Origin of the sequence: Aquimarina sp. AD1 (assembly GCF_003443695.1) — a bacterium.
GTDB classification, from domain to species: domain Bacteria; phylum Bacteroidota; class Bacteroidia; order Flavobacteriales; family Flavobacteriaceae; genus Aquimarina; species Aquimarina latercula.
Genome location: NZ_CP031966.1, coordinates 5,382,738 through 5,400,336 on the forward strand (window position 1 = coordinate 5,382,738; position 17,599 = coordinate 5,400,336).

Consider the following 17,599-nt stretch of genomic DNA (forward strand, 5'->3'; position numbering starts at 1 on the left):
TTACTATTTCTGACTCTAATTCTTCTAAACCTGACTACTCATCTGTTAATTTTTATCCACTGGTTAAGTGTTTTTAAAACAGGGTATTGATGTTTAGTTCGGTCTTGTTATAATGTCTTGAATAATTATAAAATTCATTATAAAAATCGAGATAATGAATGATTAAATTTAAAGACTACTCAAGCAAAAAAATATTAAACTAAACTTAATTTTATAGCGCTTTCTGCGCAAGCAATAATAGCATCTTTGACAGGTATTGGTTTCCAATCTAAAAGTTTTACGGCTTTATTATTATTTACCTTTCTTTCTGTACCCAAGTCAATCAAGATTGGTTTAATTGTTTTGTCGATATTAGAAAATAACCGTACTGCAAAATCTGGTAAAGTAAACTTAGGAACTTTTTTATTTGGATAATTTTCTCTCAATATATTAGCAACTTCTTGAAAAGTCATATAACCTGCAGAGCCAACAAACCGTTCTCCTGCTGCTTCAGGAGTTTCTAGAGCTCTTATGTGTAAATCCGCAACTGATCTTACATCAACCATATCAAAACCAATTTTTGGAATTGCAGGTGAGCTGCCATCCATAGCTTTGATAACAATATTGGCAGAAGTTCCAAAATCTTTTTCAAGTATAGGACCTAAAATAGCTCCAGGACATACAGTAGTCAACTCTAATCCGCTAGTATCATTTCTAATAAAATCCCAAGCTGCCTGTTCTGCAATAGTTTTACTTCTAAAATATGGAGTAGAATCATTTATATTGGAAACATCGGTCCAATTGTTTTCGTCAAAAATACCTTTTCGATTTGATTTGTCTTTTCCATAAATAATTGCACCAGATGATGAGGTAAGAACCACTCTTCTTAATCCGTGCATAGAAGCGGCTTTTAGAATATGTAAAGTTCCTGATTTAGCTGGTATGATAAGATCATCTTCGTTTTTGGGTAATTCTCTTGGAAATGGAGAGGCAATATGTAAAACATCCTGAACCTCGCTAACCAAATCATACCATACATCTTTATCTAATAAATCCGCTTCTGCAAAACTTAGTTTATCAATATTTGGGGTCTTCTTTTTTATAACTTCTTTGATTTCTTTGGCTCTATCCATACTTCTTAAAGTACCGATTACCTCATATCCTTTATTTAATAATTGTATAGCGGTATGTGAACCTAAAAAACCAGTAATACCTGTTAATAATACCTTTTTGTTATTCATGCTTAATATGATTTTTTCGAATTTATAGATCCAGCCATTTTTTGAAATTAGAAGTTCTTTCTCTAGAAACAATAATTTGCTCTTCTTCTTGAGGTTTTAGTTTTAGTAATAATCTACTGTTAAAATAACTGTGAATCTCTATGACTGATTTTACCGATATCATAAATTTTCTATTAATCCTAAAAAAATGAACGGGATCTAGAATTTCTTCCAATTGATCAATAGAATATTCAATAGGATATTGTTGACCATTATGAGAATAAAGGAATATTAATCCTTCGTTAGATTTGAAATAGGCAATATCTTCTACACTAAAAGTATTGAACTGATTTCCAACCTTAATCATAAATCGTTTTTTGTACTCTTTATTAAATAGCTTTTTGATGTTTGCTAATTTTTGTTCGTCAAAAATGGGGTCACTATTGGATTGTGATTTTCTATATTTATTTAGGGCATTATTAAGATCATTCCGATCTATCGGTTTTAATAAATAATCTAATCCATTGTATTTAAAACCTCTAATAGCATATTCATTATATGCTGTAGTAAAAATAACAGGAGGATGATCTTCTAGCATATCCAAAATATCAAATCCATATCCATCGTTTAATTGTATATCTAAGAATATTAAATCTGGTTTTTGATTATTATCAAACCATTTACGGCCATTTTCTACAGATGTAATTTGCCCTATAATATTTATTTCAGGAGCCAACTCTTCTATTAAAGAAGCAAGTCGTTTAGAGGCAAAATTTTCATCTTCAACAATTACTGCTGTCATTTTAGGATACTTTTATAATGGAAACTTCTTTAATGTTTTTAGGAATTAAAGGAATGGTTACTTTAAAGTATCCATGTTGGGTTTCGATATTTACTTTTTGATTGGTATAAAATGAATACCGTTTTTTTATATTCTTTAGACCAAGTTTTGTTGATTCTTCTTTCTGCGTTCTTACGTGTAGATTGTTTTGAACGATCAAACCATCTTTTTCTGTCGAAATTATGGTGACTTCTAAAGGTTTTTCTTTAGAATAGTAATTGTGTTTTAAAGCATTTTCTACTAACATTTGTAAGGAAAGGGTAGGGATAACAAAATCTTTTGGGTTAACTGTAATATGTGTTGTAATGCTTAAAGCTCCTTGATGTCTAACATTCATCATGAAAATAAAAGAATCTAAAAAGCTTAATTCTTTTTCTAAACTCACTAAATCCTCTTCACGATTATCGAGAATGTATCGATAACAAGTTGCCAATCTAGATACAAAATCAGATGCTAAATCTCTATCCTCATACATTAAAGAGGTTAAAGTATTTAGGCTATTAAAAAGAAAATGTGGACTGATTTGATTTTTTAGGGATTTATATTTAGACGTCATAATCTCTTTCTGTAAATCATTCATTCTATTTTCCATTTCTTTTTTCTGTTGTAAAGAATGATAGAATAAATTGAAGATTATTAAAGCAAACCCTAGAATAGCCGCTCTAAAAAAATCAATTCTAAATCGCAACCAGGGGTCATCTGCATCAATTTGACAAATTTGATCAAATTGAAAAATAGCGAGATAATATACTAATGCAGAAATGGGAAGACAAATAGCTAAATTAATAACTAATATTTGTAATCCTTTTGTTAAATCAAGATCTTCACCATTATTTGATTGCTGTCTTTTTACCAGCCAATCATTACTTTCCCAGGCAAGCATAAATAAAAAAAATGCACTACAATAATAAAAAATGGCAGGAGCGTCAAAAATTGATTCCTTTTCTTCGTGAACTATTGTTAGTTTGATTAAGAAATAAACCACATTAATTATAATGATCCTTATTCCTATTTTTTTTAATGTAGTTTTTTTTACCATAGAAATTATAATAGTACTGTTAAAGATACATAACTACGAATCAAATTGTCTAACACTTTACACCGAACTGTCAAAATAAGAGTTGAACTGTATGAAAAGTTATTTCGTTTGTAAATGTCAATTGATAAGTCAATAAAAAAGATCCAATAAGAGTTTTAGACAACTCAATTGATAATTTAACAACTCTACTATTTTAATTAGAAGGATTAGAATCAAGTTAGCAGATTTGAGTAAAATCAAAAAGGTTATGAAAAAATATATTTTCTTGTTTACTCTTTTATGTACAACGATAAGCTATTCACAAACTGGTGTTATAAAAGGAATTGTTTTGGATAAACAATCAGAAACTCCTCTAATCGGCGCCACTGTAGAGTTATTAAATACCGAAGAAGCTAATGGTGTTATTGCAGATCTTGATGGTTTTTTTACTTTAGAAGGAGTTCCATTAGGAAGACAAGTAATTCGTGTAAGTTATATTGGTTTTGAATCTATAACACTACCAAATATAGTGGTTACATCTGGTAAAGATGCCGTAGTAAATGTAGCTTTGATTGAAGCTTTTGATAGATTAGACGAGGTAATAATTACATCTGATACTAATAAAGCCAGATCTATTAATAAATTAACATCAGTATCAGCAAGGCAATTTAGTTTAGAAGAAGTAACTCGTTTTTCTGGTGGAAGAAGTGATGTGGGTAGGCTAGCAGCGAATTTTGCTGGAGTATCAGCTCCTGATGATAGTAGAAATGATGTGGTAATTCGAGGAAATTCTCCTACAGGTTTATTATGGAGATTAGAAGGAGTTCCGATTCCTAGTCCTAATCATTATAGTACATTGGGAACAACTGGAGGTCCTGTATCTGCTTTGAATCCTAATCTGTTAAAGAATTCAGATTTTATTACTTCCGCATTTCCGGCAGAGTATGGAAATGCAATAGGAGGAGTTTTTGATCTTGGCTTTAGAAAAGGAAATAAAGACGATTACGAATATACTGCTCAGGTAGGAATTTTTACAGGTATAGAAGCAATGGCAGAAGGTCCGTTAGGAAAGAATAATGGTTCTTTTTTAGTCGCAGGAAGATATTCGCTTGTTGGTTTATTAGGAGTTGGAGCAGGAGGAACTTCTGCTGCTCCTAACTATAGTGATGTGTCTTTTAATCTTGATTTTGGGAAAAGTAAATTAGGTAATTTTTCATTATTTGGTATCATCGGTTTTTCTGATATTGATTTTCTTGGAGATGATATTGATGAGGATGATCTGTTTGCTGCAGAAGATGAGAATTCTTTTGTAAAATCTAGATTTGGTGTGATAGGTTTAAAGCATCAAATTAATATTACCAACAAATCATATCTTAAGACAATTTTGTCTGGATCATTTACGGCAAATGATTTCGTTGCGGATCGATTTATAGATAAAGAGACTCCACAGGAAAGAGTTATTCGATATACAGAAGCGGATAATAAAGAAAACCGATTTACTTTCTCAACCCTTTATAACGTAAAATTAAGTAATAAAAGCACCTTAAGAACTGGAGTGTTATTAGAGAATATTGGTGTAGAATCTTTGTTTCGTGATAGAACGGAACAACCTGATATTAATAATGATGGAGATCCAGATATATTTACTTTTAGAGATTTAGATGAAAACCTTACAATTATACAGCCTTTTATTCAGGGACAATTTAGATTAACAGAAAAGCTAACTATAAATGGTGGTATTCATAGCCAATATAGTACACTAAATGAACAATTTGTAATAGAGCCAAGAGCAGGATTAAATTATAAGATATCCCAAAATCATCGTTTGAGTTTTGGGTATGGTCTGCATCATCAGCCTGTTCCGCTACCTCTTTTGTTTTTAAACGAAGAAGTGAATGGAGAAATTCTACAAACAAATAAAGAGTTAGATTTTGTGAGAAGTAATCATTTTGTATTAGGATACGATGTGAAACTAGGCAATAGTTGGAGAGGCAAAGCAGAAGTATATTATCAAGATATAGATAATGCAGCTGTAGAATCATTTCCATCTAGTTACTCTTCTTTAACAGAAGGAGCGGATTTTGGTTTTGATAATGATAGAACTTCTCTCCTAAATGAAGGAACTGGTTTTAATCAAGGAATAGAGCTTACGTTAGAAAAATTTTTTAATAAAGGATATTACGGATTATTAACGACATCAATATTCGAAAGCAAATATGAAGGAAGTGATGGTGTAGAAAGAAATACTCCTTTTAATAATGGGTATGTTATTAATATGCTTGCAGGTAAAGAATTTGCGATGGGTAAAAACAAAAAAGATGTTTTGTTTTTTGATACTAGAGTAACATTTTCTGGTGGAAGATATTATACACCCGTTGATCTGCCTGCTTCACAAGCGGCTGGTTTTGAGGTTTTGCAAGAGGATATTGCTTTTAGTGAACAAAATGACAGATATTTTAGATGGGACGTTAAGTTTGGTTATAAAATTAATAGTAGTAAAAAGAAAACTTCTCATCAATTTTATGTTGATCTACAGAATGTAACTGCTAATGAAAATCTATTTGCAAGACGATATAATAGATTGATCAATAATATAGATGAGGTAAATCAAATAGGGTTTTTTCCCGATTTTGGATATCGTTTTGAATTTTAACATAAAAAAGTCACCATGAACACAATGAGAACACTATTATTCACGTTTTCTGTTATTTGTAACTTGGCTTTCTGGGGGTATGGACAAGGAGATAATAATGATGTTAAGAAAGGATTTATGGATAGTCAATTATATGATATCGCATATTTGATTCAATTTAGAGACAGCGTAAATACCAATGTCTCTAAAGTGCCAGTTGCATGGCATCTGGATCATACGCTTAAGGTAGTAAACAGAATTCATAATATACTACAGAATTCTGATCCAACTGTCTACGAAAAACGTTTTAGTTTAACACGAGTTTTTTCATTTACACTTGGATATATCCCTAGGGGAAGAGCAAAATCCCCTGCAGCTGTTTTACCGCCTAATACTATAAAAACAGAAGATATATTATCTCAATTAGAAGAAGCCCGAGAAAACCTATCAGAACTAGAAAAATTAGATCAAAACGTGAATTTTATCCATCCAGTTTTTGGTCAATTAAATAAGAAACAAGCAAAACGTTTTTTGAAGATTCATACTAAACATCATTTAAAAATTGTACGAGATATTTTAGGTAAAGAATAAAACCTAGACCTGAGAACTTTTAATAATCGAAAAATGTAATCAATAATTGTTTTAGTTACGTTTTTCGATTTCTAGAGCTCTTTTGTAAAAAGCTCTAAAATCTTCTTTTTTATAGGTAGCTCGCATAGCAGAAAGGACGTCTAATAAAGATAAGCTATTCCATTCCCATAATAATGTATCAAAATTATAAATGTACATCGATTTTTCTACTTCATTTCGTATTTTAATAATTTCAGTTTCATTAAAATTATTCTCCTGAAGCCTAGTTATAAGTAGTTCTCCATGTTCTTTAGTTAACTCAGTATCTAGGTAAGGTTCTAAGATCCAATCCCAATTCCAGCTATAAGGGGACAAAGGAATGGCATTTCTTTCTGCAAATGCTTTTAATGTTTCCTTTTTTTCTGCAGATATAAAAACTATATCATCTTTTAGAAAGATTTTAATAGCTCCAAATTCCATACCTATAGATTCAATTTCACTAGCGTGCACTAATCTTTCTGGATAGATGATTGAAGGCTCAAATGGATATTTATAAAACCAGATAGCATTTTCCTGTATTTCAGAATTTCCTATTCCACAAAATAGATTTTTTGCGAATAGCTTTCTATTGAAAATTGCGGATATGTTTTTGAAAAATTTCAAACGTTACTATGTTTCTTTTTAATAATTAAACACAAAATTAATAAAACCTCCAGTCCAATTAGAAGTGTTGTTTGTTATTAAGCGAATTCCTTTACCGGGAAAAGAAATGCTAAAACCAGCATTGATAAATAGATTTTTACCAATTATTTTATTGTATTCAATAAATATATCATCTGCTAATTTATTGTTGGTAACACCAGCTATAACGGTAGGAATTTCGTCAGAAAATTCAATACGAGCAGCTTGTCCAAATTGAATTGGACTACGTGATTGTTGTGCAGTAATATGTGCATACCTTAATGTAATTATATCTTTTGAAAACGGTTGTAACCTGACAGTAATTCCGTTAGATTGTACATTAGAGTTAATAAATACCATAGAAGATTTTGAACCTGTTGACCAAGCGCTTGGAGAACCTTCAAAATATAAAGGATCAAATCGTTCTTGATTAAAGGTGTCTGGATCATCACCCGAAAATACTTGATAAGAATACATAAATGTTGGTTTCCAAGGTAATTTGGCGATACTATATCCTAATTGTATTCTTCCTCCCCAAGCTATTAAGTCTATTGCTGTATTCCATTGATATGCCAAATCCATTGCTATATATAGATTCTCTACATAATTCTTAACAGGATTTGTTTTTCCATATAGATTTAAGGCGTTTAATCCTTTCCTGTCCCCAATTGTAATTATGGGAGGGCCATCTCCATTTAAAGCAGCTTTGGGGTATGGGGCGTCGGATTGTAATACGTTAATGTAAGATATACCTAGATATTTGTTTTTAGAAGAGGAATAATTGAAGTCTAATCCAATTAATTCATTGTTAGTATCATTAGAAGGTAATTCATTAGGTGCTATATAAAATATTTTACTATTTAATTGATTTTTGATAACCTCTATAATAGCAGATTTCTCCCATGCTTTTCTTGGTCCAAGTTTTAATGCTCCTCTTTCAAAACCGCTTGAAGCACCATTAGAAATTAACATTCCAGTTCCTAACTTCAGAGGCCTAGATCCAACTGAAACATCAAATGATATACTATCTAATATATTAAAACGATAGCCTAAATATGCGTCCTCTAATGTAATGCGTCCGGTATTCTGTGCGTCGAATGCATCAATCCCCCAAGTATAAGAGCCTACTGCGGATACTTTAGTATAAAGGATATTACTTGATTCGGTTTTGTATTCTAAACCAATTCCAGGTTTCATATATAATTCTAACCATTCCGTATCTGAGTTAAAATCTAATTCAGGAACATCAGCTAAATTCCAAAATAAATTAGTTTCTGCAACGGCATTTATTCCTGACTGTAGATATCCTTGAATGTCAAGATGTTCTTTATTTAAAAAATGAAGTGCATTATTTTTTTGAGCTATTATTGACATTGAAGCAGATAAAATCAAATAAAAAAATATAGATTTAGAGCTTAAGAATTTAAAGTTAAATATCCTCATTTCTGCAATAAATATTTTGCAACTGCATGATACGCTGGTAACGAAGTTGGATCTATTTTCGAATTTTTTGCTTCAGGATGAGATGAGAATCTGACTAGAACCATTTGCGCTTTAGGATCGATATAAATGGTTTGTCCGTGAACTCCTCTAGCTGCGAATGCTCCATGTTCATTATGAGTTATCCACCACATATCTCGATAACTCCAATTAGTCAAAGAACTATACGCTGATTTTTTAAAGGATTCCTGGTTACCACCTTTCATAATATTTTCTATCGTTTCGCGAGATAATATTTGTTTGTTATTAAAATATCCTTTATTGCGAATCATTTCTCCGAACATGCCCAGATCTCTCATATTAGCACTAAACCCTCCTCCAGCAAATGCGATTCCGGAACCATCAACCTGAAAATAGCCATCGTAATGAGTTCCTAATGGTTTCCAGATTTTATCTGATAATAATTGTGGAATACTTTTACCAGTCACTCTAGAAATAATCCATCCCATAGCATCTGTGTTAATTGTTTTGTAACCAAATATTTCTCCGTGTTCACCATTTTTTTTTACGGTTCGTAAGTATTCGTAATAATTTGTTGGACCAGTATATGATTTTGGTTTGGGTAATGGATTTCCAGCAGCAGAAAAAGCCCAAATCTCAGCATTGGGATCCGAGTAGTCTTCGCTATATTTAAGATTAGTGCGCATATCTAGTATTTCTCTGATCGTCGCGGTCTCAAACGCAGAATTTTTAAATTCTGAAATATAATTTACAGCGGTAGTATCTTCATTTAAAACACCATCCGTAACTAGCATTGCGCCAAGTGTTCCTGTGAATGTTTTGCTCACGGACATAGCAGCATGTAAACCATCTTCTTTTAGTGCTCCAAAATATTTTTCATAGACAATAATGCCTTTATGTACTATTAAGATTCCATCGGTATAATTCTCATTCAAAGATATCAACCAACTCATTTTTTTATTACTGTTTAAAGGAGTGAACTCTATTGAATCTATTTTAGGGTCTAATTTTGTTTCGAATTGATACCTATCGGATGCAGCTGCTTTTACTGTTGTAGTAGGCAGAAATTTTCGCATATGACAAACACTATATCTAAGTGCTGGAAATTTAAAAAAACTCCCGTCAGAGGCCGAGATTGTTTTTTCTTTAGGAGGAGGATACCCTTGCATCCATCCCATTCTGATAGGATCAGATTTTTCTGCACTTAAGTATTCTTGAGCGTTTACATTAAAGATAATTGCGATAGGTAATATTAAAAAAAAAGCCTTTTTCATACCAACGAAGTGTTTGATTTGTATGGAACCTTTTTGAGTAGAGTGCCTAACAAAAGATGTGTGAGTATTTTCGTTACTGTTAAAGGTAGGGAATATTTGCGAAATTTTAAATTGTTATTTTTTGTTATAACTATATGATAATATGGTCTTTGTTTGGTTTTTTACCAGCTTTTTTTTGGTTTTGAGAACCATTTAATTTGATAAACAATACTGTTGTAATTTCTTTCTCTAAAAATTGCAGTTTCTTAGTGAATCATCTTTTATTAGAATAATAGTATTAGCTCATCACTTTCAGGAATCAGATTCCATTTTTTACAGAGTTGATCAAAATTTTCTTTTATTTTTTCAATATCTGTTAGATTCATTTTTGGGACTTTAATTCCATCAATTTTTTTAGCTTCCCAGTTTATTAATTCAATGAATTCTTCTGTTTTTGCAGCTCCAGAGCCTATTGACTGTAAGTTTCTAGCCATAATTTCAGATAACCAGGTTTCTGCGCCAAGATTCTTAATAACCTCTTTGTCAGATAACTCTTGTATAGTCATTCCTGATTGAATTTTTCCATAAAATCCATTTCTTAAATGGAATTTTTTTTCAACGACATAATGGGCAATATCGTGATTTGGAATATCTGGTCCGAGATTTATAGTTGTAGAAGTCCCATCTTCTCTTATGCAAGTCAGCATATTTCTGTTTTTACCTTTTGCAATTATGATCTCCATTTTTCAAATTGTATAAACAGGTTTTTCTTGAGTAATTAAATCATTTATAGCATCCCAAAGTGAGATTCTTTTTTCTAGGGATTGTTTTGCCACTAGTAATGTTTCATTCCATTTTTGCTCATCCTTTCCACATAGTTCTTCTACCATTTTAAGTGACAGAGGGCCGTGTTCATCGCCATCAAGTTCGATATGTCTTTCTAGATAGTATTTAAGCTTGTTGTATGTATTGTTTTCGGAATCAGACTGTTTCAATATTTCTATAAACATATCTGGGATGAGGTCTTCTCGTCCGAATGTAAAAGAAGAAGCGACTAAGTGAGGTTTGTTAGTTTCAATAATAGAAAATGAAAACTTTACAAAATCTGCTACTCTTTTATCAATGTTAATTTCATTTAATGAATATAAAACCGAATGTCCAGATTCAATTTTTGTTATAAATTCATTAATCTCATTTGTATTAGCTTTTACTTGATTCATAGCGTCCAAATACATTTCAAAGTGACTTTTTGGTTCTCCCATTTCATTGATGTCACTTTCTTCTCCATGGACAATTTCATTTATAAACCTTGAAAGTGTTGGATTATTTGAAGGCGTCCAAGGAATTTGAACATTCGTTAAGTTTATTTGAAGGCTTTTTAAAAGTGACATAAAATCCCAAACTGCAAATACATGATTTTCCATAAAGGTTTTAATGTCATTTATTGTTCTCAAGTTTTTGTACAGTTGATGATTCTGCAACTGATTTCTCAATTCAGAAATTTCATTTTCTATATGTTGAATTTTATCCATTTTTTTGATAGCTATTAGTAATTCCAAAAATATCCAGTCTATACTTTTTATGTATGATTTTATTATAGACTTATATTATTGTTAGATATTATATGTTTATTAATAATTATGGTTGCAATATTGTTGTTGTCCATTCCTTATTGTTCAATTGAAAAAGAGTTCTATGATGAAATCTATTCGTCTTGAATTCCATAAACTCGATTCTAATAGGCTGTATAGCATATCCTCCCCAGTTTTCAGGTTTTACAACATCGTTATTTTTATAAATTGATTCAGCTTCATAAAACTTTTGTTTAAAAGTGTCTATACTTTCAACAATATTCCCTTGTTCACTAATTGTCGATATAATTTTAGAGTCTTTAGCTCTTGGTTTAAAATAAGATATAGCTTCACTATTACTTATTTTAGAAGCATTCCCTTGAATTCGTATCTGTCTTTGAGTAGTTTCCCACCAAAAAGTAATTGCTATTTTTGGAGATTTTTCGATTTCCATTCCTTTTCTGGATTGAAGTGGTCCAGTAATTATAAAGGCGTCATTTTTAAGCTCTTTTAGAGATACAAATCGAGCATTAGGATACTCATCTAATCCAATGGTAGATATACAACAAGCAGCAGGAAGACTGTTTGTGCTTTTTTCAAGCTCTTCGGCATACCACTTAGTAAATAATTGGAAAGGATCTATATTCATGAGTTTTTTATCAAATAGTGTTCAACTTCTGATATTCTTTTTTCTTTTTCTTGATCAGGTAACCAACTCGCTTTAAAACTATTTTTGACTAAATCAGCTATTTGCTTTTTTGAAAGATTTAAAGCATTTGCAATATCGATGTAATTTTCATTCATATACCCCCCAAAATAAGCAGGATCATCAGAGTTTACAGTTACAAGTAAATTTTTGTCCATCATTTTGACTATTGGATGTTGCTTCAAGTCAGAGACTACTTTTAGTTCTAAATTAGAAAGAGGGCATAACGTTAAAGGTATTTGAGAAGTAGCTAATTTGTCTACTAATTTGTCATCATCTAAACAACGATTACCATGATCAATTCGAGTGACTTTTAATAGTTCTAATGCCTCCCAAATGTATGATGCAGGCCCTTCTTCTCCAGCATGTGCTACGGTAAGAAAACCTTCTTTTCGAGATTTCTCAAATACTCTTTCGAATTTTGAAGGAGGATTGCCTACTTCAGATGAATCTAATCCAACACCACTTATCCAATCTTTGTAAGGTAAGGCTTGGTCCAAAGTTTTAAAGGCTGAAGTTTCGTCCAGATGTCTTAGGAAAGATAAAATCAACTGATAGGTAATACCTAGTTTCTTTTTTCCGTCTTCGAGAGCTGAGCGAATTCCTTTGATAACAGTATCAAAAGAAATTCCACGATCTGTATGAGTTTGAGGATCAAAAAATATTTCTACATGAACCACATTTTGTTCGCTAACTTTAGTAAGATAGGCCCAAGTGAGATCATAAAAATCTTGCTCTTCAATCAATACATTAGCTCCGGCATAATAGATGTCCAGAAACTCTTGTAGATTATTAAACTTGTAAGCATTTTTTAAAGCTGCAACAGAATCATAAGGAATCTTCTTTTGATTTCTTTTTGCTATTTCGAACATTAATTCTGGTTCAAAAGTTCCTTCTATATGTAAATGCAATTCTGTTTTCGGAATGCCTTCTATGAATCTTTCTATGGAAACCATATTCGTTCTATTTTTTTAGTTTATTGTTTAAGTAAATAACAGTTATCTAATTCTAAGAATATTGCCAACTGCATTATACTTTTTGATCCTGAATTTTAGCTTGTAACATTTTTATTTCATCTCGTAATCTTGCAGCAGTCATAAAATCCAGTTCCTTCGCAGATTTTTCCATTTCTTTACGCACATTACGAATTCGAGCTTCTAACTGTTCTTTTGTGAAATAAGCAGTTTCTTCTTCTGCTGCTTGCAATGATGGAGCTGTCTCGAATTGATACGGTTCTACTTTTTTACCAGCAAGCGCATTATCCAGTGATTTTTTTATTGCTTTAGGAGTAATACCGTGTTTGGTGTTATAAGCAATTTGCTTTTCTCGACGATAATTAGTTTGATCAATAGTGTCTTGCATACTTTTTGTAATTTTATCCGCATACATGATAGCTAATCCGTTGACATTTCTAGCAGCTCTCCCTATGGTTTGCGTTAGCGATCTATTATTACGTAGAAAGCCTTCTTTATCAGCATCTAAAATAGCAACTAAGGATACTTCGGGAAGATCTAATCCCTCACGAAGTAGGTTAACCCCAATCAATACATCAAACAGCCCTTTTCGTAAATCCTGCATGATTTCTACCCGTTCTAATGTATCTACATCACTATGGATATATCTACAACGAATATCAATTCTGGTAAGATACTTTGTTAACTCTTCGGCCATTCTTTTGGTAAGAGTAGTAACCAATATACGTTCGTCTTTTTCAATACGCTTATGCATTTCTTCAATTAAATCATCAATTTGATTAAGGCTTGGACGTACTTCTATAATTGGATCTAATAATCCTGTCGGACGAATAATTTGTTCTACATATGTACCTTCACTTTTTTGTAATTCATAATCTGCCGGTGTTGCACTGATATAAATTATTTGATTCTGAAGAGCTTCAAACTCCTCAAATTTTAAAGGACGATTATCCATCGCAGCTGGTAATCTAAAACCATACTCTACAAGGTTTTCTTTTCTTGACCGATCTCCTCCATACATCGCATGTGTTTGTGGTATCGTTACATGACTTTCGTCTACGATCATTAAATAATCATCTGGGAAATAATCTAATAAACAGAATGGTCTGGTTCCAGGCTCTCTACCATCCAGGTAGCGAGAATAGTTTTCGATTCCTGAACAATATCCTAATTCTTTGATCATTTCTAAATCAAAATTAGTGCGTTCTTCTAGTCTTTTAGCTTCAAGAAACTTTCCAATCTCTTTAAAATATTCTACTTGTTTACCCAGATCTAATGCGATTTGATCGATTGCTCCGTGTAATATATCTGGAGAGGTAACAAACATATTAGCAGGATATATATTTAGGCGATCATATTTTTCTATAATTTCATTAGTTTGTACATCAAAAGCTTCTATTTCTTCTATTTCATCACCAAAAAAATGGACTCTAAATGCATCATCAGCATAACTAGGATAAATATCTACAGTATCTCCTTTAATTCTAAAATTACCGTGATTAAATTCTCCTTCAGTTCTAGAGTATAAACTTTGAACTAGTTTATGTAACAAGGCAGTTCTCGATACAAATTGCCCTTGTTGTATAGAGATTACATTCTTTTGAAATTCAACAGGATTTCCAATACCATATAAGCAAGAAACTGAAGCAACTACTAGTACATCTCTTCGCCCAGAAAGCAGGGAAGAAGTAGCACTTAATCTTAACTTTTCAATTTCATCATTAATTGATAAATCTTTTTCGATATAGGTACCTGTTGTTGGGATATATGCTTCTGGTTGATAATAATCATAATAAGAAACAAAATACTCTATAGCATTTTCTGGAAAAAACTGTTTAAACTCAGAATATAATTGAGCTGCTAATGTTTTGTTATGTGCTAATACCAATGTTGGGCGTTGTACTTCAGAAATAACGTTAGCCGCTGTAAATGTTTTACCAGAACCTGTTACTCCTAGTAATGTTTGGTATCTTTCTCCTGCTTCTAAGGCATTAACAAGCTGCTTTATAGCTCCAGGTTGATCTCCTGTTGGTTTAAAATCTGACTTGAGTTCGAACTTCATTATATATAGACTGTCTTTTCTGAATAAAGATAAAGAATACTACTATGATTTTTTATGATGAATCGAAGTTTTAGGGAAAGTTTATCGTATTAATGAAAAACTGCCTTTTCGTACTCTTCCATCACTAAGTTCTACCCTATACCAATATTCACTTGATGGCATAAGTGTTCCTCCATAAGTTCCGTCCCAGCCATTTCCAGATGGGACTAGCTGTTTTAACAACTTGCCACTTCGATCAAAAATATAAATAATCGAATTACCTAAAACCTGCGATGAAATTCCGCCCACGTTCCAAGTTTCATGGAAACCATCTCCATTTGGAGTAAAATATTTAGGAAAACCAACTACGGAAATAGCTTGAGAGGCTTCTGGTCCGCAACCATTTTTGTCTCTTACGTATACTGTATGGAATCCTGGAGGGACATCTGTAAAGATTGGACTATCTTGATACGTTCGGATATTAGCATCATTAAAAGCAATTGCATATTCGTAGTCTCCCGATCCTAAAACATTAATAGCTACCGTGTTGTTATCCAAAGCATCATTAATTTCAATAGGTTGTATAATAGTCGCTGGAGAAGAGCTCGTAACAGAAACTATTCTATCCTTAGAACATCCTGTGATTTGATTGGTAATCGAAACTGTATATGTTCCTTCTTGCGATACACTGATACTTTCTGTAGTCTCGCCATTTGGAGACCATAAATAATCGAAGTTATTAGAGGTTCCAGATTGTAATCCTGAATCGATAGTTACATTACTACCTTCACACAAAAAAGCTTCTGCTAACTCCTCAATATCAGGTAAGGGGTTTACAAAAAGTGTTACCTGATTAATACCATAACATTGATTTAAATTGTCTTCTATACGAGCATAAACTATATCCGTTCCTTGGGTTCCTGAGGTAGTGTTTGTATATACGGTTATAAGATTAGTTTCACTTAAAGCGTCATCAATATTTTGGTAGTAGACAACTGATAAATTAGGATTATTGATTCCAAAAAGTACTTGAGCATTGGCAAGTGTTAAATCGAATTCTGTAAAACCATCTTCAATACCATCATCGTCACATGCAGCTATAGAAGCATTATTGGCAGTAGTGATACTTACCTGAAGATCTAAAGTAACAATTCTAAAACAGTTATTGGTGTCATCAGTAACTCGAACAAATAGTTGTTGATTTGTTGTTGAATTCTGATAAGCATCTGTATTCGTAATTGAGGGTGCTCCCATATTAGCTGCTGTTAGGTCTTCAAAAAATGTAACTGTTCGATTAGGGTTGCCATTAGTGATTTGATCAATTGATTGATTGAGATTAAATAGAGTAATACCATCGGTTGGATTATTATATTCATCACATTGTGTAAGTGTAGAAGCATTTGCAACAGGAAGTGGATCAACTTGTAACTCAAAACTAGTGGTACTTAAACAAAGTAAGGAAGTATTTTCTTGAACTCTAACAAAAAGTGTTTGTGGATTAGAAATGTTAATATATGGCGTTGTTTTATCAATAATATTTGTTCCTGCATCAGCGTCAGATTGAGATAGATGATAGGTTAATGTATAATCCGTTGGATTTAATCCATTAAGAATTTCTGAATCCTTATTACCTAATAAGAAAGAAACAAATCCATTTGTGTCATTACCATCATCATTAGTATCACATACTATAAATGGAGTAGGAATAGCTATAGGGGGACCAGGATCTGTTATTAAAAGAAAGGTGTCTACTACAAAGCATTCTGTGATTGTATTTTCTATTCTTACATAAATGGTTTGATTGTTTTGTGTACTGAGATAAGGACTTGTTAATGCCCCATTTCCTAGGCTGGCATCTTCTTCAGAAGCGTGATACGTAATAATGGTATTTATTTGAGTTCCAAGAATTGCTGCAGTATTACTTTCTAAATCAAAATTTGTCATTCCGTCATTAGGATCTGTAGCGATATCACATTCTGTAAGGTCTAAACTAGTAGAAGTACCAGAATCATTTTGAGGGCTATCAGGCAGAAGTGCTGTTCCTGTAAATTCTAAATCAAAACCACCATTTTGCGAATAGTTATCGATTAATATGTAATATTCTTCTCCTGCAAGAGCATCTATAGATCTTACAAATCCATTTCCTTCACTACCAGGTCCCTCACTAGTTTCTGTTTCAGTGTCATTAAGTCCTGTTAAAGTAGATACTCCAGCCGCTGGAGGATTAGTAGATGAGCATCTAATAGAAGTACCGAGTGCATTACAGGTAACATTGGGCCCGTAAACAGCAAAATCATAATCTTCACCAGTACTACTAGATTCTGGTGTTATGGTAAAGGCTAACGTTCCGGACTGGACTATATTCACTTTAATCCACAAGCTTTGACTTTCCACAAATGCACAATCTGGAGGGAAATTGCCGGGTAAAGCAAAATCATTAGTACCAACTCCGTTTGAATTAAGCTCTAAATTTGTATTTCCACAAACAATAATGCTATTTATACAATCCGTAGGCTCGTTTTGAGCATATCCATTAAAGCATAATATAAAAAGTAATAAAGTGAAGTGTAATTTTTTTACCATCTACAATCTCTGTTAGGCCACGAATATACTAATAATATACCATAGCTTTATAGAAGAAGAAAAGGCTTG

14 protein-coding genes are annotated in these 17,599 nt (G+C 32.2%); 2 read left to right on the forward strand and 12 right to left on the reverse strand.

Annotated features, from left to right (window positions below):
* Positions 1 to 194: 194 nt before the first annotated feature.
* From D1815_RS23205 to D1815_RS23215, 3 genes are read right to left on the reverse strand one after another with little or no spacing between them, the layout of a single operon-like run.
* Positions 195 to 1,220 (reverse strand): aldehyde reductase, encoded by a 1,026-nt coding sequence (locus D1815_RS23205; RefSeq protein ID WP_027392261.1) that lies wholly within the window; start codon positions 1,218 to 1,220, stop codon positions 195 to 197.
* Between the two features lie 22 nt (positions 1,221 to 1,242).
* On the reverse strand, positions 1,243 to 2,001 hold the full coding sequence (locus D1815_RS23210) for a LytTR family DNA-binding domain-containing protein (RefSeq protein WP_118389730.1): 759 nt from the start codon (positions 1,999 to 2,001) through the stop codon (positions 1,243 to 1,245).
* Position 2,002: 1 nt separating this feature from the next.
* Positions 2,003 to 3,079 carry a sensor histidine kinase gene (locus tag D1815_RS23215; RefSeq protein WP_118389732.1) on the reverse strand — a complete coding sequence of 359 codons (1,077 nt, stop codon included), beginning with the start codon at positions 3,077 to 3,079 and terminating at the stop codon, positions 2,003 to 2,005.
* A gap of 247 nt (positions 3,080 to 3,326) precedes the next feature.
* Between D1815_RS23215 and D1815_RS23220 the strand changes: the two genes are divergently transcribed.
* Both D1815_RS23220 and D1815_RS23225 read left to right on the forward strand, forming a co-directional pair.
* The gene (locus D1815_RS23220; protein WP_118389734.1) at positions 3,327 to 5,711 is read left to right on the forward strand and encodes a TonB-dependent receptor; all 2,385 of its coding nucleotides are present in this window, start codon (positions 3,327 to 3,329) and stop codon (positions 5,709 to 5,711) included.
* Positions 5,712 to 5,735: 24 nt separating this feature from the next.
* The gene (locus tag D1815_RS23225; protein ID WP_158594414.1) at positions 5,736 to 6,281 is read left to right on the forward strand and encodes a DUF1569 domain-containing protein; all 546 of its coding nucleotides are present in this window, start codon (positions 5,736 to 5,738) and stop codon (positions 6,279 to 6,281) included.
* A 51-nt stretch (positions 6,282 to 6,332) separates the two neighbouring features.
* On the opposite strand, the gene D1815_RS23230 is transcribed toward D1815_RS23225, so the two are convergent.
* The 9 genes from D1815_RS23230 to D1815_RS23270 form a co-directional block, all read right to left on the reverse strand.
* A complete protein-coding gene (locus D1815_RS23230; RefSeq protein ID WP_118389736.1) occupies positions 6,333 to 6,923 on the reverse strand; it encodes a hypothetical protein in 591 nt (196 codons plus the stop codon).
* Between the two features lie 18 nt (positions 6,924 to 6,941).
* A complete protein-coding gene (locus tag D1815_RS23235; protein WP_118390117.1) occupies positions 6,942 to 8,315 on the reverse strand; it encodes a hypothetical protein in 1,374 nt (457 codons plus the stop codon).
* Positions 8,316 to 8,380: 65 nt separating this feature from the next.
* Positions 8,381 to 9,676, reverse strand: coding sequence for a serine hydrolase (locus D1815_RS23240; RefSeq protein ID WP_118389738.1), 1,296 nt, complete (start codon positions 9,674 to 9,676; stop codon positions 8,381 to 8,383).
* A 263-nt stretch (positions 9,677 to 9,939) separates the two neighbouring features.
* The gene (locus D1815_RS23245) at positions 9,940 to 10,362 is read right to left on the reverse strand and encodes a hypothetical protein (RefSeq protein ID WP_162897379.1); all 423 of its coding nucleotides are present in this window, start codon (positions 10,360 to 10,362) and stop codon (positions 9,940 to 9,942) included.
* Positions 10,363 to 10,401: 39 nt separating this feature from the next.
* Entirely contained in the window at positions 10,402 to 11,187 is a 786-nt protein-coding gene (locus D1815_RS23250; protein ID WP_118390119.1) for a DUF3050 domain-containing protein, read from the reverse strand.
* Positions 11,188 to 11,293: 106 nt separating this feature from the next.
* Positions 11,294 to 11,875, reverse strand: a complete 582-nt coding sequence (locus tag D1815_RS23255) for a pyridoxal 5'-phosphate synthase (RefSeq protein WP_027392254.1) — start codon at positions 11,873 to 11,875, stop codon at positions 11,294 to 11,296.
* A complete protein-coding gene (locus D1815_RS23260) occupies positions 11,872 to 12,888 on the reverse strand; it encodes an adenosine deaminase (RefSeq protein WP_118389743.1) in 1,017 nt (338 codons plus the stop codon). The genes D1815_RS23255 and D1815_RS23260 overlap by 4 nt, the downstream gene beginning before the upstream one ends.
* 73 nt (positions 12,889 to 12,961) lie before the next feature.
* Positions 12,962 to 14,968, reverse strand: coding sequence for an excinuclease ABC subunit UvrB (gene uvrB / locus D1815_RS23265; protein ID WP_118389745.1), 2,007 nt, complete (start codon positions 14,966 to 14,968; stop codon positions 12,962 to 12,964).
* Between the two features lie 81 nt (positions 14,969 to 15,049).
* The gene (locus D1815_RS23270; RefSeq protein ID WP_118389747.1) at positions 15,050 to 17,530 is read right to left on the reverse strand and encodes a T9SS type B sorting domain-containing protein; all 2,481 of its coding nucleotides are present in this window, start codon (positions 17,528 to 17,530) and stop codon (positions 15,050 to 15,052) included.
* Positions 17,531 to 17,599: the final 69 nt, after the last annotated feature.

What these genes read in the sequence shown, in the direction of transcription:
- D1815_RS23205 (WP_027392261.1), bottom strand. Translation starts at nt 1,220, where the DNA reads ATGAATAACAAAAAGGTATTATTAACAGGTATTACTGGTTTTTTAGGT.
- D1815_RS23210 (WP_118389730.1), bottom strand. Translation starts at nt 2,001, where the DNA reads ATGACAGCAGTAATTGTTGAAGATGAAAATTTTGCCTCTAAACGACTT.
- D1815_RS23215 (WP_118389732.1), bottom strand. Translation starts at nt 3,079, where the DNA reads ATGGTAAAAAAAACTACATTAAAAAAAATAGGAATAAGGATCATTATA.
- D1815_RS23220 (WP_118389734.1), top strand. Translation starts at nt 3,327, where the DNA reads ATGAAAAAATATATTTTCTTGTTTACTCTTTTATGTACAACGATAAGC.
- D1815_RS23225 (WP_158594414.1), top strand. Translation starts at nt 5,736, where the DNA reads ATGAGAACACTATTATTCACGTTTTCTGTTATTTGTAACTTGGCTTTC.
- D1815_RS23235 (WP_118390117.1), bottom strand. Translation starts at nt 8,315, where the DNA reads ATGTCAATAATAGCTCAAAAAAATAATGCACTTCATTTTTTAAATAAA.
- D1815_RS23240 (WP_118389738.1), bottom strand. Translation starts at nt 9,676, where the DNA reads ATGAAAAAGGCTTTTTTTTTAATATTACCTATCGCAATTATCTTTAAT.
- D1815_RS23245 (WP_162897379.1), bottom strand. Translation starts at nt 10,362, where the DNA reads ATGCTGACTTGCATAAGAGAAGATGGGACTTCTACAACTATAAATCTC.
- D1815_RS23250 (WP_118390119.1), bottom strand. Translation starts at nt 11,187, where the DNA reads ATGGATAAAATTCAACATATAGAAAATGAAATTTCTGAATTGAGAAAT.
- D1815_RS23255 (WP_027392254.1), bottom strand. Translation starts at nt 11,875, where the DNA reads ATGAATATAGATCCTTTCCAATTATTTACTAAGTGGTATGCCGAAGAG.
- D1815_RS23260 (WP_118389743.1), bottom strand. Translation starts at nt 12,888, where the DNA reads ATGGTTTCCATAGAAAGATTCATAGAAGGCATTCCGAAAACAGAATTG.
- uvrB (WP_118389745.1), bottom strand. Translation starts at nt 14,968, where the DNA reads ATGAAGTTCGAACTCAAGTCAGATTTTAAACCAACAGGAGATCAACCT.
- D1815_RS23270 (WP_118389747.1), bottom strand. Translation starts at nt 17,530, where the DNA reads ATGGTAAAAAAATTACACTTCACTTTATTACTTTTTATATTATGCTTT.